14 protein-coding genes are annotated in these 20,526 nt (G+C 70.3%); 4 read left to right on the top strand and 10 right to left on the bottom strand.

Annotated elements, in window-relative coordinates:
• Nucleotides 1–103: 103 nt before the first annotated feature.
• Nucleotides 104–544: a hypothetical protein gene (locus AWX74_RS26930; RefSeq protein ID WP_091282746.1), complete on the bottom strand. Its 441-nt coding sequence runs from the start codon at nt 542–544 to the stop codon at nt 104–106.
• A 554-nt stretch (nt 545–1,098) separates the two neighbouring features.
• On the opposite strand from AWX74_RS26930, the gene AWX74_RS26925 reads away from it, so the two are divergent.
• The gene (locus AWX74_RS26925) at nt 1,099–3,648 is read left to right on the top strand and encodes an AfsR/SARP family transcriptional regulator (RefSeq protein WP_242666437.1); all 2,550 of its coding nucleotides are present in this window, start codon (nt 1,099–1,101) and stop codon (nt 3,646–3,648) included.
• Nucleotides 3,649–3,677: 29 nt separating this feature from the next.
• On the opposite strand, the gene recQ is transcribed toward AWX74_RS26925, so the two are convergent.
• From recQ to AWX74_RS26885, 8 genes are all read right to left on the bottom strand, one after another.
• Nucleotides 3,678–5,594: a DNA helicase RecQ gene (gene recQ / locus AWX74_RS26920; protein ID WP_242666436.1), complete on the bottom strand. Its 1,917-nt coding sequence runs from the start codon at nt 5,592–5,594 to the stop codon at nt 3,678–3,680.
• A 117-nt stretch (nt 5,595–5,711) separates the two neighbouring features.
• A complete protein-coding gene (locus tag AWX74_RS26915; RefSeq protein ID WP_091282741.1) occupies nt 5,712–7,454 on the bottom strand; it encodes an APC family permease in 1,743 nt (580 codons plus the stop codon).
• A gap of 235 nt (nt 7,455–7,689) precedes the next feature.
• Nucleotides 7,690–7,935: a hypothetical protein gene (locus AWX74_RS26910; protein ID WP_091282739.1), complete on the bottom strand. Its 246-nt coding sequence runs from the start codon at nt 7,933–7,935 to the stop codon at nt 7,690–7,692.
• Between the two features lie 442 nt (nt 7,936–8,377).
• Entirely contained in the window at nt 8,378–9,460 is a 1,083-nt protein-coding gene (locus tag AWX74_RS26905; protein ID WP_091282737.1) for a LacI family DNA-binding transcriptional regulator, read from the bottom strand.
• The gene (locus tag AWX74_RS26900) at nt 9,457–10,941 is read right to left on the bottom strand and encodes a GH1 family beta-glucosidase (RefSeq protein WP_091282735.1); all 1,485 of its coding nucleotides are present in this window, start codon (nt 10,939–10,941) and stop codon (nt 9,457–9,459) included. The genes AWX74_RS26905 and AWX74_RS26900 overlap by 4 nt, the downstream gene beginning before the upstream one ends.
• 121 nt (nt 10,942–11,062) lie before the next feature.
• The gene (locus tag AWX74_RS26895) at nt 11,063–11,926 is read right to left on the bottom strand and encodes a carbohydrate ABC transporter permease (protein ID WP_091282732.1); all 864 of its coding nucleotides are present in this window, start codon (nt 11,924–11,926) and stop codon (nt 11,063–11,065) included.
• On the bottom strand, nt 11,923–12,930 hold the full coding sequence (locus tag AWX74_RS26890; RefSeq protein ID WP_091282729.1) for a carbohydrate ABC transporter permease: 1,008 nt from the start codon (nt 12,928–12,930) through the stop codon (nt 11,923–11,925). Before AWX74_RS26890 ends, AWX74_RS26895 begins: the two co-directional genes overlap by 4 nt.
• A gap of 137 nt (nt 12,931–13,067) precedes the next feature.
• Nucleotides 13,068–14,342: an ABC transporter substrate-binding protein gene (locus AWX74_RS26885; RefSeq protein WP_193209726.1), complete on the bottom strand. Its 1,275-nt coding sequence runs from the start codon at nt 14,340–14,342 to the stop codon at nt 13,068–13,070.
• A 394-nt stretch (nt 14,343–14,736) separates the two neighbouring features.
• Between AWX74_RS26885 and AWX74_RS26880 the strand changes: the two genes are divergently transcribed.
• Together AWX74_RS26880 and AWX74_RS26875 are read left to right on the top strand one after the other, a co-directional pair.
• The gene (locus AWX74_RS26880; RefSeq protein ID WP_091282726.1) at nt 14,737–15,882 is read left to right on the top strand and encodes an ABC transporter ATP-binding protein; all 1,146 of its coding nucleotides are present in this window, start codon (nt 14,737–14,739) and stop codon (nt 15,880–15,882) included.
• A 565-nt stretch (nt 15,883–16,447) separates the two neighbouring features.
• Nucleotides 16,448–17,359, top strand: a complete 912-nt coding sequence (locus AWX74_RS26875; RefSeq protein ID WP_242666435.1) for a hypothetical protein — start codon at nt 16,448–16,450, stop codon at nt 17,357–17,359.
• A gap of 579 nt (nt 17,360–17,938) precedes the next feature.
• Here the strand turns inward: AWX74_RS26875 and AWX74_RS26865 are convergent.
• Entirely contained in the window at nt 17,939–18,895 is a 957-nt protein-coding gene (locus AWX74_RS26865; RefSeq protein WP_091282718.1) for a helix-turn-helix transcriptional regulator, read from the bottom strand.
• A 108-nt stretch (nt 18,896–19,003) separates the two neighbouring features.
• Between AWX74_RS26865 and AWX74_RS26860 the strand changes: the two genes are divergently transcribed.
• Nucleotides 19,004–20,461, top strand: a complete 1,458-nt coding sequence (locus AWX74_RS26860; protein ID WP_091282716.1) for an MFS transporter — start codon at nt 19,004–19,006, stop codon at nt 20,459–20,461.
• Nucleotides 20,462–20,526: the final 65 nt, after the last annotated feature.

The following is a 20,526-nucleotide window of genomic DNA, read 5'->3' as shown; positions in this document are numbered from 1 at the left end:
TGGCCGCGCAGTGGCGTGCTGTGGGCGTGTCCCGGCCGCCACCAAGGTGCTGTGGCGGCCGGGACGCGTGGTCTCCAGGCCGGTCACCGTCGCTACGGGTCGGCTACGGCTCGTAGATGTGGAGGTAGCGCGGCTCGGTGTCCGCCGCCAGCGGGAATCGACGCTCGGTGGCGACCGGGCTGACCAGGGTGAACTTGACGAACGCGCCGATCTGGTAGATGCCGGGCGGCAGGCTGCCGGCGGGTATCTCCCGCTCGGTCTCCGCCTGCGAATAGACGTGCCTCCCGAAGACCGTGGACTCCTTACGGGGCGCGATCACATACGGCGGGCGCGGTGCGTCGACTGCGTTCGCCCAGTATCGGACCTCGTAGCTGAGGAAATCCTCGAGCAGGTGGAGGTCGGGGGTCAACAACGAGAACTCGACCCACAGCTTGAACGGATCCCCCAGCTCGATGATGCTGGGCGGGCTGATTCCACTGTCATCGGCGATCTGGACGACATCGCTGATCTCGATCTTTCCCTGTGGTTCTCCGGATCGTGGCACCGCTCGATGTCCCCTCATGTCGGTTTGTCGCTCGCCGCCGGGCGAGCCGGGTATGGCACTCTGTCTAAACCGACCCAATTAATGATCTTGCTGGTCGGGCTTAAGGCTCGGCGCGTTCTGGTTAAGGGGCCGCGTCGGGGGTGCCGTCGGTCGATCACCGCTGGTCAGTGACCTGGAATCACCCGTGCCACTGCGTGGCGAGTTCTTCGTCGTCGCCGATGACGAGGTGCGCGAGGAACCAGGCAGCCTGGTCGCCGCAGGAAACAAACGGTCATCCCTGTGGCGCACCATGAGCGGCATAGGCGGCTGGACGGTTGCTCTCGTCGCCAGGCCGGCGAAAAGACCGAGTATTTCTGATCCGCAAGTGATAAAGATGTTGCCTGCTGCTCGACAGCGCTTCCGGGGGATGGGCAGCTGGGGGACGTATGCTTGCGGGCAAGATGCTGGAGCCCGTCGCGGGCCAGGACGTGGCCACACATTCGGTATTCACGGAGGCGGCGCGCGGCGGCGTTACCGTCCTTGTGGCCGCACCGGGAAGCCTGCTTACCGAGGGTTTGGCGACAGCCCTGACGGAAGTGGGGCGGCGGCCGGTCTGGCTGCGCCTCGGTGTCGAGGACCGCGACCCCGCGACCCTGCTCATGACGATGGTGGCCGCGGTGCGGCGCCAGCTACCCGGCTTCGGCGCCGCGCTGCTGGCACGGTCCGGTGCGTGGCCGGGGCCGATCTTCGGCTGGGACGGGCTCTACCAGGCCCTCGGAGCGGCGCTGGCCGACCAGCTCCCGTCGGACGCGGCGCTGGTCCTGGAGAACGCGGACCGCGTGGACCCGCACGGTCCGTCCCTGGAGCTGGCCTGCAGATATGTCCTCCCGGCACTGCCGGCGGCGACGCCGCGGGTCGTGATCGGGCACGCGACGCTGCCGGGCGCCGGTGTGCTGAAAGCCGACCGGGCGCCCACCGCTGCGCAGTTGGAGGCGCCTGATCCCGCGGTCGCCCTGCCCGCCGGTCTCGGCCGGTGGCGGTGGCGTGCCGCCACTCTGCTGCGCCGGTCCGCCGCCGTCCGCGCCGCGCTCGCCTTCGCCCAATCGTCGCTCACGGACAGCGAGATCATCCGCGTCTTGCGTGCCTCCTCGCTGCCCGAGGTACTGACAGCGGTGGCTCAGACAGCCCTGTCCCGCGTTGACGCGGGCTCGCGCCGCGCCCTGGCCCGGATCCTGCGGGTGGGCTATGCGGCGGTGGACGACCACGATCACGAACACGACCGCGTGTACGGGCAGATCCAGGGGCCCTGGTTCCAGCCACTCGTCGGCGGCTGGTCACGCATCCGGACCGTCTGGCAGGCGCCGCTGGCCGCCGCCCTCGCCGGCGATGGCCACCTGGACCGTGACACGGAGCGCGGGATCGCGCTTGGCCTGCTGCGGCGTGGTGCCGTCGAACGCGCGATTCCGATGCTTGCCGGCCTTGACGATCAACCGACCCTGGTGTGGGCACTGCGCCAGGTGGCTGACGACCTGATCGCCAGTGGTCAGTGGGGCACCCTCGGGCGTTGGCTGGACGGGCTTTCCGCCGATGCCCTGGAGGCCGAACCGGTCCTGCTGGACGCGGCCGCCCATGTCGCGTTCTCCCGAGGCCGGACAGATCTCGCCCGATGCTGGCTCGACATGACGGCAACGGCCGGGCAGCACCGGCAGAATGCACCGCACCGGCAGGAGGGGATACCCGGGCTGCCCGGGCCGTCGGGGCAGCACGGTCGTCACGGCCATCGCGGGGAGCACGGGCCGCCCGAGGCGGCCTCCCGGCGGCTCCTCGCCGCCAGCCGGCTCACCGCGATCACCGGTGATCTGGCTGGCGCGACCAGCCGTGCCGAACAGGCCGAGGCGCTCGCCCGGGTGTCCGGCGACGCGACGGTGGAGGCCGCCGCGGCCTGGCATCTGGGCGGGCTCCATGTGCTGGGCGGCGATCCGGAGACCGCGGCGGGATTCTTCCAAGCCGCCGTGAAGGCGGTGCCGACGGGCCTGGCCAGCGGATCGCCCATGGTGGCCGAGGCGGACCGGTTGGTTCGGCGGGTCGTCGACCTCCGCCGGGACAGGCGTGAGCATGCCGCGGCCGCGGCGGAGCTCGCCCGTTCGGAGGAGGCGACCATGGCGTTGCTGCGCGCGCACCTGTCCACGGCTTTCAGCGCGCCGAAGTTCGCGGAGGAACCGGGCCCGGCGGCCGGTGCCGCCGCGGCTGGCGAGGCAGGTGGCGATCCGACCGATGAGGGCGGTCAGACAGCGACCGAGTTGTCGGTGGACCTGACTGTCGTCACGCAGCGCCGTCCGGCCGACGCCGCGATGGACGGCTGCGCCCGGCCGGAGATGGTCGTCCATGTCCTGGGCCCGCTGTCGGTCGCGGTGAACGGGCGGCCGGTGGCGGGCTGGGGCTCACGGCAGCGTGCGCTGCTGGCCTACCTGGTGTTGCACCGCGCTGACACGCCTGTGCGTGAGGTCGTCATGGAGGTGTTGTGGCCGGGCGTGGATCCCGCCGCGGCACGCAACAGCCTCCAGGTCGCGGTCTCCGGCCTGCGCCGGGTGCTGCGGGAGACGACCCGAGGCCCGGTCGTGGTGTTCGAACGCGGCATCTACCGCCTTGCCCCCGACGTGGCGGTCTCGGTCGACGCGGACGTGTTCGAACACCATGTGCGGGCGGGACGGCGGCTCACCGACCTGGGACGGGGCGACGACGCGGTGGCCGAGTGGGAGGCGGCGGTCGCGCTCTACCGGGGCGACTTCCTGGCTGGCACGCGGACCGACGACTGGATGGTGCTGCCGCGGGAGCAGTTCCGCCTGACCTATCTCGAGGCCCTCGACCAGCTCAGCTCGCTGTACCTCGGTAACCGGCGTTACGCGATGTGCGCGTTGCTGTGCCGGCAGATCCTCGACCGTGACCCGTGCCGGGAGGACGCGCACCGCCGCCTGATGCGCTGCCACAGCCGGCAGGGCCAGCCCCATCTGGCGTTGCTGCAGTTCCGTACCTGCGCCGAGGTGCTGGCCCGCGAACTGCGGGTGGCCCCGGGCCCGGCGACGATCCGCCTGCAGGAGAAGATCCGCCGGCACGAGCCGATCTGAGCCGGTCTGAGCCGCGCCCGGCGGCGAGGTCAGGCCGGCTCCGGCTCGGTCACCTCCGGTTCGGCAGGGTCCGTCCCGCTGGGCTTCTCGGCCTCGGTGAGGGTGTCGAGGATCTGCTGCCCGAACTTGGCGAGCTTGTTCTCGCCGACACCACTGATGGCCGCGAGCTCCGTGAGCGAGGTCGGTGTTCGGGTGGCGATCTCGCGCAGGGTGGCGTCATGGAAGATCATGTAGGCGGGGATGCCCAGTTCCTTGGCGGTCGCCCCCCGCCAGGACCGCAGCCGTTCGAACACCGGCTGCGCCTGCGCGGAAAGCTCGACCGGCTCGGCGCGACGGGCCTTGGGCGCCGCGCCGCCTGCGCCGCCTCCGCCGGCCGCACGGGGCGCACGCTCGGGTTCGCGCCGCATCGACACGACCCGCTCCTTGCGCAGGACCTCCGCGCTCGTGTCGGTGAGCAGCAGCGTGCCGTGCTCGCCCTCCACCGCCAGCAGCCCCTGCGCCAACAGCTGGCGGACGACTCCGCGCCAGGCGGCCTCGCTGAGTTCGGTGCCGATACCGAACACGGTCAGAGTGTCGTGACTGTGCTGGCTGACCTTGGGGGTACGCCGGCCCAGCAGGATGTCGATGAGGTGGCCGGCACCGAACTTCTGCCGGCGTTCCCGCTGCAGCCGTAGCACCGCCGAAAGCAGCTTCTGCGCGGGCACGGTCGCGTCCCAGGTCTGCTGCGGGTGCAGGCAGGTGTCGCAGTTCCCGCACGGGGCCGACAACTGCTGCCCGAAGTACGACAGCAGCCCGATGCGGCGGCATTCGACCGTCTCGCACAGCGCGAGCATCGAGTCGAGGTGGTGGCTGAGGCGCCGGCGGTGCGCGGCGTCGCCCTCCGAGGCCTCGATGAGCCGCCGGAGCTGGACGACATCCTGCAGGCCGTAGGCGAGCCACGCGGTGGCGCGCTGACCATCCCGGCCCGCGCGCCCCGTCTCCTGGTAGTAGCCCTCGATCGACTTGGGCAGGTCGAGATGGGCGACGAACCGCACGTCCGGCTTGTCGATACCCATCCCGAAGGCGATGGTCGCGACCATCACCAGGCCGTCCTCCCGCAGGAACCGGGCCTGGTGCTCGGCACGGACCCGCGCGTCGAGACCGGCGTGGTAGGGCAGTGCGGTGATGCCGTTGGCGACCAGGTAGTCCGCCGTCTTCTCCACCGAGGAGCGGGACAGGCAGTAGACGATGCCCGCGTCCGCCGCGTGTTCGGTGCGCAGGAACTCCAGCAGCTGCGCCTTCGGCTCCCGCTTCGCCACCATGCGGTACTGGATGTTGGGGCGGTCGAAGTCCGCGACGAAGTGCTGGGCGTTCTCCAGCCCGAGCCGGGTGGTGATCTCCTTGTGGGTCGCCGGTGTGGCGGTGGCGGTCAGCGCGATGCGGGGCACCTCGGGCCAGCGCTGGCGCAGCTCGGACAGCAGCAGGTAGTCGGGACGGAAGTCGTGCCCCCACTGCGCGACACAGTGCGCCTCGTCGATCGCGAACAACGCGATCTCGCCCCGGTCGAGCAGCTCCGCGGTGGAACGCAGCCGTAGCCGCTCGGGGGCCAGGTAGAGCAGGTCGAGCTCCCCGTCGACGAACGCGGCCTCCACCTCGCGGCGGGCGCCGTCGTCCTGGGTGGAGTTGAGGAAGCCCGCCTGGACGCCCAGCGCGCGCAACGCGTCCACCTGGTCCTGCATGAGCGCGATCAGCGGTGAGACGACCACGCCGGTGCCCGGGCGCACCAGCGCCGGAATCTGGTAGCACAGTGACTTGCCGCCCCCCGTCGGCATCAGCACCAGCGCGTCACCACCGCCGACGACGTGCTCGATGATCTGGCGCTGACCGTCGCGGAAGGACTCGTAGCCGAAGACCCGGCGCAGCACATCGGTGGCGTCACGCGGGGTCCGAACGGATGGCAAGGTCACCGGGCCACTGTAGAAGGGGCGCCCGCGGCGGCGATGACGGGCGGGGCGTCTGTGGACAACGTGAAACGGTCTGGTCGCCCTGGTCGCCCTGGTCGCCGCACCGGTCGGCCCAGCAGGTCAGGCGGGGCAGTCAGGGATGCGCGCGCCGGGCACGGTTCCGTCCGGCGCGGGATCGGCGCTGGCGCGCCGCGGCGGGCAGGCCGCGTCGATGAGGTGGCGGGTGCGGGCGGCCGGCGGCGCACCTCGTACGGCCAGCTCGAAGACGCCCAGGCAGAAGACCGAGAGCACGACCAGGTCGACCCAGAACGGGATCACGCCCCGGCCGCCGAACTGACCGAGCCAGGAGATCAGGACCACTCCGCCGAGCCAGGGCGCGATCCACAGCGCGGCCCGCCACTCCAGCGCGGGCCACCGGTCGGCGGGCTGGGTCGCGCGGTACAGGGCGAAGACCACGAAACCGACGACGATCGCCGCCGCGAGCTTCCGGTCGTTCTCCCACCCCGACCAGTAGACGATCATGTTGGAGGCGACGAACGCCGCACGGGCCAGCACGTTCGCGGCCGGCAGCCGGTACGGCCGCGGCCGGTCCGGGTCGGTCCGGCGCAGCACGATCAGCGCGATGGGCACGAATCCGTACATGACGAACGTGGCCGAACTGATCAGCCTGACCAGCTGCTGCCAGCTCGGGAACGGCAGGAACATCAACAGGCCCACGACACAGGCGATCGCGATGGCGACGACAGGCGTCCCGTGGCGGTTCAGCCGGCGCAGGGCACTGGGCAGGGAGCCGGTCTCGCCGAGCGAATAGGCCAGCCGGGACGACGTGCCGACGTAGATGAGCGCCGTGCCGCCCGGCGAGACCACCGCGTCGATGTAGAGGAGCGCGGCCAGCCAGGTCAGGGTGAGCCCCTGCGCGAGGGTCGCGTACGGCCCGTAGTCTCCGGACCCGACCGGATGGGACCAGCCATGGAGGAGCTGCGCCGGGTCGAGCGCCCCGAGGAACGCGATCTGCAGCGCCAGGTACAGGCCGGTGCCGAGCAGGGTCGCGATGATGATGGCCCGCGGGATGTCCCGGGAGGGGTTGCGGGCCTCGCCGCCCATCTGCACCGCCTGCTCGAAGCCCTGCAACGCGAACACGACACCGGCGGGCAGCGCCGCGAAGATCCCATGCGCCCCGAACGGCGCGAAGCCCCCGCCGGCGTGGAAGTTTCCCGGCTGGAACGAGACCACGCACAGGGTCACCACGGTGAGCAGGGGAACCAGGAACTTCCAGACCACGGTGACCGCGTTCGTCGCGGCGAGGCGTCGCACCCCCAGGACGTTGATCGTGGTGAACACCAGCATGGATGCGGCGCCGATCGCGAGCCCGGTTCCGGTCAGGGTGCCGTCCTGCCTGATCAGGCCGGGAAACTCGTTGTTCAGGTACGACAGGGCGGCCTCGACCTCGATCGGAGCGAGCGCCACCGCCTGGATCCAGGCCAGCCAGCCGGCGGTGAACCCGGCGAGCGGTCCGAGGGCGAGATGGGTGTAGCGGGCGCTGCCGCCGGCCACCGGGTAGGTCGCCCCCAGCTCCGCGTGCACCAGCGCCAGGATCATCACCAGGACGCCGGCCATCATCCACGCGACGATCGCCGCGGGGCCGGCGGCCTGGGCGGCGGTGAGCGCGCCGAGCAGCCAGCCGGAGCCGATGATCGATCCGAGCGAGACGAAGGTCAGCGCGCTCAGACCCATGTGCGGGCGCAGCGCGGACGGTTCCGTGCTGCCGGATGCGGTGTTGGTCGGCGTGGTGCCGCCGGCTGGCGTGCCGGGTGCGCTGGTCCGGCCACCCGGGCTGGTCGGACGGCTCTCGTGAATGGACACCCGTCCTCCCGCCCGACGACGCCGCCGAATCGACCCGGCCTGGCTCAGACCGTGCGGTCTGGCCCGGGCCGATCACGGCTGCCCGCCGAGCGGCCCGGACCGCCAGTGTCAGCCGGATCCCGGCGGCGCGCCCGCCGGGCCTGGCTCGATCAGGGGTCCGGCCGCGCACTCTCCGCGGGCACGTCAGCCTCGACGGATGGTCACAGCGGGTATGGGGGACTGCTCCGGAACGTTGTCAGGGCGCTGGTTCCGGATGGGCGGCCAGCCAGGCCGCGGCCGCGGGGGAGAGTTCAGGACGGCTGCTCCCGGGCGGGTGCCAGATCAGCCCGCGGCGAGCCAGTGGCCGAGCGGCCACGGTGACATTCTCCGCACCGAGGGTGTAGCGATCCGAGTAGGGCCCGCGCCGCCAGCGGTACTCAACCTGACGCGCCGCCACCGCCCGCAGAATGACGGCCTCCTCCGAAGTGACCCTGACGGCCATCACTGCCTCCTCACACTCAGCTTGCCCTGACTATGCCCCCGGGCGCCGCGTTGTCAGATCGGCCTCGTCAGGTCGGTGTCGCCTCCGTCCGCTTCGTGCCACGGCGGAAGCCCGTCGCGGAGTCCCGAGCGTCGGGCTTCCGCTGGTGTTGCTGCTTCCTAGCAAGAAGTGAGGATATCGGCTGCTACAACAACCGAAACCCTCATTCCTTGCGGATTGTCAAGTGGCCAGGTGTCCCGTTTGCGGCTATTGGCGTGAATTGCTGAGCTGTGCGACGGTGCCGGATCCCAGGTGGGCCGCCGTGCGGTGGGTGATCACGGACGCCGGCGAAGCCCTGGAACAGCCGAAGGTCGGTCAGCGTGCCCATTCCTGGTGCCAGTGCGCACGCGCGGACGCGCGTTTCGTTCCTTTTCATGGCGAAGTGTGCCGGGTGGCCGGAGGGTCAGGCTGAGGAGCGGATGACCAGCTCGGTCGGGAGCACGACCGCGGACGGGTCCGCGCCGGCCCCGGAACCAGCCCCGGCGCCGTCGTTGATGCGCCGCAGCAGCAGGTGCACCATCTCCTCACCGAGCCGCTCCACTGGCTGGCGGATCGTCGTCAGCGGCGGGTCGGCGTACGGGGCGAGGGCGGTGTCGTCGAAGCCGACCACGGCGACGTCGGTGGGAATCCGTCGCCCGGCGGCCCGCAGGGCCTGCAACGCGCCCAGCGCCATCAGGTCGGAGGCCGCGAACACGGCGTCCAGCGTCGGATGCGCGGCGAGCAGCCGTTCCATGGCGGCCCGGCCACCAGCCTCGGTGAAGTCGCCGGTCGCGATCCAGTCGGCCGACCCGGGCAGGCCAGCCGCCTGCACCTCCTCGGTGTAGCCGCGCAGGCGGTCGACACCGACGCTCATGTCCTGCGGGCCGGCGATGGTCGCGATCTCGCGCCGCCCGGTCGTGACCAGGTGGCGCACCGCCCGCCGTGCGCCACCGACGTTGTCGGCGTCGACCGAGTCGACCCGGTCGTCGGTCAGCAGCCGGCCGGCCATCACCAGCGGGACCCCGGCCTTCGAGACCGAGGTGGCCAGCTCGTCGTCGCCGTGCAGCGAGATCAGCAGCACCCCGTCGACATGACCGTTGCCGACGTAGCGCAGGGCCCGGTCACGCTGCGGGTCGCCCTGGATCTGAATCAGCACCAGCTGGAGATCGGTGCTGGTCAGCGCGTGGTTCACGCCCCGCAGCATGCTGGCGAAGAACGGGTCGGCGAAGACGGTGTCCGACCGCTCGTGCATGATCAGCGCGATGGTGTCCGTCCGACGGGTGACGAGGCTGCGGGCGGCCCGGTTGGGCACGTAGCCGAGCTCGGCGATGGCGGCGTTGACGGCGTCGCGGGCCTCGGGGGAGACCCGCTCCGAATCGTTGACCACTCGGGACACCGTCGCCCGGGACACCCCGGCGAGTTCGGCGACTGCCTCCAGGGTCGGCGCCCGCCGCTGCTGCTGCACGGCGGCGGCGGGCGCGTCCGGGGCGGTGTGTTCAGCGGTCACGGATTCCCGTTCGTTTTTCCGTCGGTCGACCTGTTCGTCCCGCGGTGCTCCCGGATGAGCCGCGAGTACCACAGCCCGCTGGACTTCGGCGTACGGGTCAGCGTTTCGAAGTCGACGTGCACGACGCCGAACCGCATCCGGTACCCCTCCGCCCATTCGTAGTTGTCGAGCAGTGACCAGACGAAGTATCCCCGAACATCAACACCGTCCTGGGTCGCCTGCCGGACCACATCGAGATGACGCGCGAGATACCGCAGGCGTTCCGGGTCGTGCACGGTGCCGTCCGCCGCCACGGTGTCGGCGTATGCGGCGCCGTTCTCGTGGATGTAGAAGGGAACCCCGGGATAGTCGCCGCCGAGCCGGTGCAGCAGCGCCAGGAAGCTGCCCGGACGGACCGGCCAGCCCAGCTCGGTCACGTCGTCCGTGGTGACGACCCTGGTCACGTTGTCGGCACCGGCGAACGGTGTCGGCTTCGGCGACGGATCCGGCCCTGGCGTCACGATGTGCGGCGCGTAGTAGTTGACGCCGATCCAGTCCACCGGGGTGGAGATGCGGTCCAGGTCGCCGTCCTGGATGGGCAGCTCCGCGCCGGCGCGGGCGAAGTCCTCGATCACGTCGGTGGGGTAGGTGCCGTGCAGGATCGGGTCGAGCCAGAGGCGGATCTGCTGCCCGTCCACCAGCCGGACGGGGTCGTCCGCGCCGGCGATGTCCTCGAGGCCGGGCGGCGGCTCGGCCGGGATCAGGTTGAGGGTCACGCCGACGTCACCGGCGCCGCGCTCGCGCACCACGGCCGCACCCAGCCCGTGGGCGAGCAGCAGATGGTGCACCGAGCGGACGGCGGCGGTGGCGTCCTGGACGCCGGGCGCGTGCCGGCCGGTCAGATGGCCCTCGAACGCCGAGCACCACGGCTCGTTGAGCGTCGACCAGTGCCGGACCCGGTCCCCGAGCGCGCCGACGACATGCTCGGCGTAGTCGACGAAGCGCAGGGCCGTGTCCCGGTTCGGCCAGCCGCCGGCGTCCTGCAACGGCTGCGGCAGATCCCAGTGGTAGAGCGTCACCCACGGGTCGATGCCCGCGGCGAGCAGCTCGTCGACGAGCCGGTCGTAGAAGGCCAGCCCACGCGGGTTGACCGGGCCCGAACCGGTCGGGACGACCCGCGGCCACGCGACGGAGAACCGGTAGGCGCTCAGCCCCAGCCGGGCCATCAGCGCGACATCCTCGGGATACCGGTGGAAGTGGTCGGTGGCGACATCCCCGTTCTCGCCGCCCCGGACCTTGCCCGGGGTGCGGGCGAAGACGTCCCAGATCGACGGCCCCCGCCCGTCCTCGTCGTAGGCGCCCTCGATCTGGTACGAGGCCGTGGCGGCGCCCCAGACGAAGCCCGCCGGCAGGCCGGCGGCGATCCGCGTCGCCAGCTGGTCTGCGGTCGCCAGTTGGTCCGCCGTCGCCGGGTCTGCCGTCCGAACAGGGGTGTGGGTCATCGGATTTGCGCCGTGGATACTCCGACCTTCAGGCCGGAGAGGAAACGGCGCCCCACGCTGGAACGCATGAGCGAATCCCTTCTAGGAGTTGGAATCCCCCGCCTTCAGGCGGGGGAGGACGTCAACCCTTGACCGCGCCTTCCATGATTCCGCCGATGATCTGGCGGCCGAACAGGGCGAATATGACCAGTACGGGAATCGTGCCGAGGGCGGTGCCGGCCAGCACCAGGGTGTTGTCCCGGTAGTGACCGGACGCCAGCGTGCTCAGCGCGACCTGCACGGTCGGGTTCTCGGCGTTGAGCACGATCAGCGGCCACATGAAGTCGTTCCACGCCTGCATGAACGTGAGCAGGCCGAGAACGGCCATTGCCGGGCGCAGCGCCGGCAGCGCCACATGCCAGTAGAGCCGCAGCGTCCCGCAGCCGTCCATGCGGCCGGCTTCCAGCAGTTCGTCCGGCACCGCCTGGATGACGCTCTGCCGCATGAAGACGACCCCGAAAGCGGTCACCGCGGTGGGCAGGACGACGGAGATCAGCCGGTTCCCCCAGCCCAGTTCCTGCATCTCGATATAGAGCGGGATGATGCCGAGCTGGACCGGCACCATCATGGTGGAGACCACCACGAGCAGCAGAGCGTTGCGACCGCGGAAGTTCAGCTTGGCGAACGCGAAACCGGCCAGCGAACAGAACAGAAGAGTGCTCAGGGTGATGGACCCGGCGACGATGACCGAGTTCATCAGAGCCTTGCCGAAGTTGACCGTGTCGAAGACCCGGGCGGCGTTTTCGAAGAAGTGCCCGCCGGGTAGGAACGGCGGTGGCAGCTGGCCGACCACGTCGTTGGTCCGGGACGGGATCATGAAGGTCCAGTACACCGGGAACGCGGAGATGATGACGACCGCGAACAGGAGCGGATAGCGCAGCGGGCCGGAACCCTCGCCGGAACCGCGGGTGGAACGGCGGGTTGAAACGCGGGTGGGGCCGGTCACCGGGACCCCCCTGTCAGTCGGGACGTGCCACGGGTCACGAAGTAGGCGCCCGCGGCCAGCGCCATGGTCACCAGGAACATCACCCAGGCGATGGCGGAGCCGTAACCGAAGTTGTGCAGCCGGAAGCTCTCCTCGTAGAGCAGCAGCGCCAGGGTCTGGAACTGGTGGCTGTTGCCGCCGGAGACACTGCCCGGCGAGTTGTCGAACAACAGCGGCTCGGTGAACAGCTGTATCTGCCCGATCACGGAGATGAGTGCCGTGAACGCGATGGTCGGGCGCAGCGCCGGCAGGGTGATGTGCCACAGCTGGCGCCAGGTGCTGGCTCCGTCCATGGCGGCGGCTTCGAAATGCTCCTTGGGGATCGCCTGCATCGCGCCGAGGTAGATCAGCGCGTTGTAGCCGGTCCACCGCCAGATGACCATCGACGCGATGGCGATCTTGGACGTCCACTCGCCGGCCTGCCAGTTGATCGGGTCCAGGCCGACCGTGTCCAGCAGCCAGCTGATGAGGCCGAACTGGCGGCCGAAGATCTGGCTGAACACGATGGTCACCGCGACGATCGAGGTGATGTTCGGCAGCAGGACGCCCATCCGGAACAGCGTGCGTGCCCGCAGCCGGGTGTTCAGGATGTGCGCGAGGATCAGCGCGAACGCCAGCTGGGGAACCGACGACATCGCCATCAGCAGGAAGGTGTTGCCGACCGCGTTCCAGAAGAACTCGTCCGAGAACAGGTCGGTGTAGTTCCCCAGGCCGATGAACTTCGCGGCACCGGGGCGGAGCATGTCCCGGTCCGTGAGCGAGATCCACGCGGTGTAGAGCATCGGGAACAGCCCGAAGGCTGTGAAGATGACGAAGAACGGGGCGATGAGCCAGTAGGGGACCGTCGCGCGCCCGATGCGCCGGAACGTGGTGTGCGGCTTCCGCCGCCGCCGGGGCGTCTCCCGCGCGGCTGCCGCGGTTTCCGCCGCGGTCTCCGCCGGGTGCGCGGGGGTCGCGATCGTCATAGGGAGCTCCCTCCTTTCCGCTGACAGGACCCACGGGCTGTTCGCCGTCCCGAACGACACCGACTGGGACGGTGCCGTTCGGAACGGTGCTGTTAGAGGTGGTGCTGGTCGGGCTGACGGTCGGCGGGTTTCAGGTCTCAGCGGGCGGCGCGTTCCGCCTCGTCGACCGATTCGGAGAAGGCCTTGTCGGCGGCCTGGTTCTCCTGCTCGATGCGCTGGATTCCGTGTTCCATCGCCTGGCGGATGGCCCCGTGCTTCGAGCCCTGGTACTGCGGCTCCAGGCTGATCGCGGACTCGCCGAAGATCTTCCCGGTGGGGGCGTCATCGAAGAACGGGTTGGTGAAGGACTGCACCGCCGAGTCCTTGATCGAGGTGACGCTGGACGGGAAGTTGCCCGTCTCCTTGAAGATCCGGGTCTGCTGCTCGGGTGCGGTCAGGAAGGAGACCAGCTCGTAGGCCAGGTCCTTGTGGTCGCTCTGCGCCGGAATGGTCAGCCAGGAGCCGCCCCAGTTGCCGCTGCCCCCGGGAATCTCGGCGATGTTCCACTTCCCGGCCGTCTCCGGCGCGTTCTCCTTGATGTAGCCCTGCATCCAGGCCGGGCAGGTGATCGTCGCGAAGGTGCCTTCCTTCATCGCCGTGACCCACTCGTCCTCGAAGGCGACCAGGCCAGCGGACAGACCGTCCGAGATGGCCTTCGCGGTCGCGTCGAAAGCGGTCTTGACCTTGGGGTTCGACCCGACGATCACATCGGACGTCCCGGTGGCGTAGTAGCTTTCGTCGAGCTGGAAGATCTGCGCGTTGTAGATGTTGGTGCCGGCGTCGAAGAACTTCACCCCGGTGTTCTTCGCCGCGAAGTCACGGCCGGTCTTGAAGTAGGCGTCCCAGGTCGGCCAGAGCGCGCTGACCGCCGCCGGGTCGCTGGGCAGGCCGGCGGCCTCGAGCAGGTCGGTGCGATAGCACATCGCGAGCCCACCGACGTCGGTGCCGAGACCGATCTGGGTCCTGCCGTCAGCGGACAGCGACGCCGACCACTTGAACGCGGGGTAGTCGGACTCCCGATCACTCGCGCCCAGGTCGTTCAGGTTGACGAACTGCTCCGGCGTCGCCTTCAGCTGCGCGATGAACCCCTCGTCGACCGCCTCGACGTCGGCGGCGCCGGAGCCGGCCGCCAGGTGGTTCACCAGGTTGTTGTGATGGTCGTTGTACTCGCTGACGGTCTCGACGATCTCGACGTCGGGGTGGCTGGCCTCGAACTCCCTGTACAGGTCCGTGTACCCGAAGACGCCGAACGTGTTGATGGTGAGCTTGGTCTTCCCTCCGTCGTCGCCTCCGCAGGCGCTGGTGGTGGATAAGACCATGGCCAGGACGGCCGTCCCGGCCATGGCCATAAGGCGGCCCTGCCGTGCCCTCATGAAGCCCTCCCTCTGGCTTCACACTCACCGCACTGATCGCGTGTGAGCGCTCTCATGGCTTCGAAACTGTGGGCCCCGGTTACGTCGCTGTCAAGTATTGGTCACTGGTGGATGTACATAAAACTTTCTGTGTCCGCATGACTACTTGAAGGAGTTGGTGTCGAGTGTCGCCGAAGCTCTGGACGGGCCAGACCGCTCGTGCGAATCTGGGGCCTCGGTGCGTCGACAAGGGCGTCGGAACCTCCCTCTCCGAACGTCCACCACGGCCGGTCGCGCGCCGTGGCCGCGCTGCGTCCTGCGTCGGCCGTGCCCTGCGCGGGCTGTGTCCAGCGCGTGGGTTTGTGTCCTGTGCGGGCAGCGCTGAGCGTCAGCGTCCAAGGGAAGAGGGAGCCCCATGTCCACGATCGAGTTGCGTGACGTCACCCTGACCTACGACGACCGGCCGACCCTGGAATCGCTCAACCTCGTGGTCGAGGACGGGGAGTTCCTGGTCCTCATCGGTCCGTCCGGCAGCGGGAAGACGACCGCGTTGCGGATCGTCGCCGGTCTGCTCGCGCCGACCGCCGGTCAGGTCCTCGTCGGCGGTAGGGACGTCACCGACGTCCCGCCGGCGGACCGTGATCTCGCGATGGTCTTCCAGAACTACGCCCTCTACCCGAACATGACCGTGCGGCGGAACATGGAGTTCGCCCTGCGGCTGGCCAAGGTCGACCGCGCCGAACGCGACCGGCGGGTCACCGCCGCGGCCGAGATCCTCGGGCTCACCGACCTGCTCGACCGGCGTCCGAAGGCACTGTCCGGCGGCCAGCGCCAGCGCGTCGCGATGGGGCGCGCGATCGTCCGCCAGCCCCGCGCCTTCCTGATGGACGAACCGCTGTCGAACCTCGACGCCAAGCTGCGGGTACGCGTCCGCGGCGAGATCGCCCGCCTGCAGCGCTCACTGGGCACGACGACGCTCTACGTCACCCACGACCAGACCGAGGCGATGACGATGGCGGACCGCATCGCGGTGCTGCACGACGGGCGCCTGCAGCAGCTCGGCACACCGGACGAGCTGTTCAGCCACCCGGCGAACGTCTTCGTCGCCACGTTCATCGGCAGCCCGCCGACGAACCTCGTCCCGGGGCTGCTGTCGGAGTCGCCCGGCACCGGCTCGCTCGAGCTGCGGGTCGGCGACCAGACCGTGGAGGTTCCGGCCGCCATCCGTGCGGGCCTGGCCGCGCCGACGGGTACCGAGGTGACCATCGGCGTGCGGCCGCACGACGTCCAGACCGAGCCCCCGGCCGACCCGGCGTTGATCTTCGACGTCGAGGTCGACCTGATCGAACGCCTCGGCACCGAGACCCTCGCCCACGGGGCGGTGCCGTCGGGCCCGCCGACCAGCCCGGAGACCTGCCGTTTCACCGCCGCGCTGGACCCGCGGACGCCCGTCACCAGCGGCGGCAAGCTTCGGCTCTACGCCGCCGTCGACCGCCTGCACCTGTTCGACTCGGCCACCGGTGAGACCCTGCGGCGGCGGGCGCTGCTGGCGGCTGCCTGAAATCGCACACAGCGCGGTTCTGTCGCACAATGGCGCCAATAAAGATCATTAGCTCGTCGTGCGGGTGGCGTTCACCCTCCAGAAACGCGACTTGCCTCCCGAGCGCGGTGGCCCGGCAGGGCGAGTCCGAAGCGTGAAGGATGTTGGTCGTTCCGACAACCGGAATCCTTCACGTTTGCGGATTGCCCGGCACCCCTGGACCCCTTTTGTCGTTATTGAGGTCAATTGTCTGCGCTGTGCGGCGGGGTGGGATCCCCCGCTGGGTGGCCATGCGGCGGGTGGCCGTGCGGCGGGCGGTGGGCGGCCATGCGGCGGGCGGGTACGGACCGCCAGGCCGATGTCAGTGGCCCCAAGTCCACCGCTCCTCGGGATTTTTTCGCGCTGCCTGACGACCAAGATCCTTCGATCTTCTGTCTGGTGGCGGTCGGGGGATGGGGTTATCCACAATGTCGGCGTGCGGATTCGTTTTCCACAGCTTCGGGGATGATGGGCGCGATCGGGAATTCTCGGTGATTGTGGAGTGGTGTCACCGACGTCAGTAGAAGCGTCCCCGCTCCCGTGGCAGGTGGTTGCCGAGGAGCAGGATGGTGTCATCACGGTCGCGGTGGCACTCGCGGGTGGAATGACCCGGGCCGAACTGCGCTGGCGGGTGTCGTCCGGCCGATGGCAACAACCGTTCGCGGGCGTGGCCATCACCCACTCCGGCCCGGTGACCGAACGGCAGCGGGAGTGGTGCGCGCTGGCGGTCGCCGGCCCCGGCGCGGCGCTGGCCGGGGCGACGGCCGCCGCTCCCGACGGCCTGCGTGGCCATGCGTCGACCGTTGTCCACGTGCTCGTCCCGACCCACCGACCACGTGTCACCAGGCCTGGCATCGCCATCCGTCGGGCGGCCCACCTCGGCGAACAGGACGTCCATCCGACCAGGGCGCCCCGGCGAACCCGGCTGCCACGCTCGGTTGTCGACATGGCGAGCTGGGCCGCGAGGGACGACGACGCCCGCGCCGTGCTGGCCAGCGCAGTCGGGCAGCGGCTCGTCACGGTCGAGCAGCTCCGTCCGGCCCTGGAACAGCGGTCGACGCTGCGGCGGCGAGCACTCATCCGTGACACGCTCGACGATCTGGCCGACGGTGCCCACTCGGTCGCCGAGATCGTCTACCGGCGTATCGAGCGGCGCTACGGCCTGCCGGCCGCGCAACGGCAGGCCACCGTCAACCTCGACGGCCGCCGGTATCTCGACGTCTGGTACGAGCCGTGGCGGGTCTGGGTGGAGATCGATGGCGCCGCCCATCGGGAACCCCGCCAGTGGTGGGACGATCTCGCCCGGCAGAACCTGGGCGTCCTCGACGACCGGCTCGTGCTCAGGTTCCCGACCTGGTTACTCCGCCTGGATCCCGAGCACGTGGCCGCGCAGGTACGGCTCGCTCTCCACCAACGCGGCTGGACCCCTGATCCCGATGAGACGAGCCCGAAGATCTGAGGCCTTTCGTCGCGCTGGAGCGTGTAGCAAAACCCCGAGGTGCGGTGGACTCGGGGTCACTGGAGGAGCGGTGGACTTGGGGCCACTGACATCGGCCTGGCGGTCCGTACCCGCCCGCCGCATGGCCGCCCACCGCCCGCCGCACGGCCACCCGCCGCATGGCCACCCGCCGCACGGCCACCCGCCGCACGGCCACCCGCCGCATGGCCACCCGCCGCATGGCCACCCAGCGGGGGATCCCACCCCGCCGCACAGCGCAGGCAATTGACCTCAATAACGGCAAAAGGGGTCCAGGGGTGCCGGGCAATCCGCAAACGTGAAGGATTCCGGTTGTCGGAACGACCAACATCCTTCACGCTTCGGACTCGCCCTGCCGGGCCACCGCGCTCGGGAGGCAAGTCGCGTTTCTGGAGGGTGAACGCCACCCGCACGACGAGCTAATGATCTTTATTGGCGCCATTGCGCGGCAGGCTCGCTGGCGACCGAAATTCTCAATTCCCCGCAAGTCCCGTGAAGCCGAGCGGCCGGGCTGAGGGGCTGAGAAGTAGAGAGGCGGAGGGGTTTGGACGGACGCCGAGGTCAGTGCCTGTGGTGCGCGGTGGTGGCCTCGGGATGCTCGCGGAGCCAGGCGATACCCGCGCGGCCCTCGTCGTCGACGGGGGTGTAGACGATCACTCGCGTTCCGGGCTGGTACGAAAGCTCGAGGTTCGTGGAGCGGGTCGCGATGTCCGGGATTCCCGGATATCGGAAGATCTTGTTGCACGGCCGTGGCGGGACCACGTCGTGACTGGCCCAGAGCCGAGCGAAATCGGGGCTCGCCGCGCTCAGCCGGTGGACGAACTCCTGCCATCCGGGTTCGCCGAGATGCTGGCTGTATCGATACCGGAAGATTCCCGCATGCTCCGCGGCCAGCTCCGCGCTGTGCACGATGGGCCTGCACGCGGGCGGGGCGGTGAACGTGAACCAGACGGAATTGCGCTCGTCCACTGGCGCGTTCACAAGGCACGGGGCCATCAGTGCGAAGGTGGAGTTGAAGCCGAGGACGTCGGACCGGGCGTTGACCAGCGCCGCCGGCAACGGGTCGAGGCTGTCGAGGATCGTGCGGATGTCCGGCGGAATGCCGGTGGCCTCCTCGTCCGGCCCGGGATGCGGTTGTGGCGTGTCGGCCAGCCGGTAGAGGTGCTCGCGCTCGGCCGAGCCGAGGCGCAGCGTGCGGGCCACCGCGTCGAGTACCTGGGGGCTCGCGTTGATGGGCCGCCCCTGCTCCAGCCAGGTGTACCAGGTGACGCCGACCCCCGCGAGCTGGGCGACCTCCTCCCGCCGCAGCCCCGGGGTGCGACGGCGGGGCCCCGGCGGCATGCCGACGTCATCGGGTGTGATGCGTTCGCGTCGGCTGCGCAGGAAGAGGGCGAGATCGGAACGCCGCCGCCCGGCCCGCGGCCTGATCGGGGTCACCGCTGCCACGGGGGTCACTGCTGCCGGGGCCGCTGGAGGCGGCGGAGCAGCCGGCGCCGGCCGGGGACTGGGCTGGGCCATCGTCACGGTTCCAGAGTGCCGGGCCCGCGCCAGGTGTGCCAGGTGCTGGCAGTACCAGTATCACGGGGCTCTCGTTACCGGTATCCGAACACATCCAGGCTGTTCCGCATGGTCAATGCACTACGGATACCCGCCACCGAGAACCGGCGCGGGCCAGCCGTGCCTCACCGGTCCGGGCATGCGCTGCTCGCCGTCCTTCTCCTCGGCCAGTTCATGTCCGTGCTCGACAACAGCATCGTGAACGTCGCCCTGCCGACGTTGCGGGCGGACCTGGACGTCTCCGGAGCCGGGCTGCAGCTGGTGGTCGCGGGCTACGCTGTGGCCTACTCGGTGCTGCTGATCACCGGTGCCCGGCTCGGTGGAGTGCTCGGCCATCGCCGGGCCTTCCACCTGGGCCTGGTCAGTTTCACCCTGACGTCGTTGGCGTGCGGTCTCGCACCGGGCACGACGTCACTGATCGTCTTCCGCTTCCTGCAGGGTGCCAGCGCGGCCCTGATGACGCCGCAGACCATGAGCCTGATCCAGCGGAACTTCACCGGTGAGGCACGGCTGCGCGCGCTGGGCTTCTTCTCCGCGATGATCGCCGGCGGTGTCGTCGCCGGGCAGGTGGCGGGCGGCCTGCTGGTCAGCCTGGATCTGTTCGGCGCCGGCTGGCGGACGGTCTTCCTGGTGAACGTGCCCGTCGGCCTGGCGCTGATGGTCGCCGGCCCGCGAGTCATCCCGCCGGATGAGCCGGAGGGCGACGTCGACCTCGACCTGCTCGGCCTCGTCGTACTCGGCGCGGCCGTCCTGCTCTTCGTGATGCCGCTGATCCTGGGGCACGAGGCGGGCTGGCCGGCCTGGACCTGGGCCTGCCTGGCCGCGAGCGTCGTGGTGTTCGCGCTCTTCGTGTGGGTGGAGCGTGGCCTTGCCGCCCGCGACCGACGTCCGCTGCTGTCGGTGCGCATGCTGCGCGCTCCCGGGCTTCGCCCCGCCGCGGCCATGCTGCTGCTGGCGCCCGCGACGTGGGCCGGCTTCCTGTTCACGACCACGCTGCACCTGCAGGGCGACCTCGGGATGAGCGCGCTGAAGTCGGGTCTGGCGTTCGTCCCGTGCGTCGTGGCGTTCGGGGCGGTCGGGCTCAGCTGGCAGCGGGTCCCGGCGCGGTGGCACGCGAACCTGATTCCGGCCGGGTTCGCCGTCGCCGCCGTGGCCTACCTGTTCGTCGGCCCGCTCGCCGGTGGCGGCGTGGGCTACGAGCTGCTGACCGCGCTGATCGGGTTCGGGCTGGGAGTCATGTCGATCATCATGTCGGTGGCGCTCGAGGGGGTGGCACTCTCCGACGCGGCCGACGCGAGTGGGCTGCTGCTGACCCTGATGCAGCTCGGGCAGGTCGTCGGCGTGGCCGGCGTCGGGACGGTGTTCCTCACCGCAGTGGGCGACGGTGGCTCGACCCGCCACGCGGAGTACGGCACGGGCCGGGTCCTGGCCGCCGTCGCGCTGGTCGCGGTCGTCTCCGCGTTGCTGCTGGTGCGGGACCGCCGCCGCGGCCGGGTAGGCCAGGCGCCGGTGCCCCTTCGCCCGTGAGACGCGAAGGCGCCCGCCCCCGGTGAGGGGGACGGGCGCCTTCGCACGCACTGCCCTGCTGCGAG

This window comes from Parafrankia irregularis, from assembly GCF_001536285.1.
Classification (GTDB): Bacteria; Actinomycetota; Actinomycetes; order Frankiales; family Frankiaceae; genus Parafrankia; species Parafrankia irregularis.
This window is presented reverse-complemented; position numbering and strand designations above follow the sequence as displayed.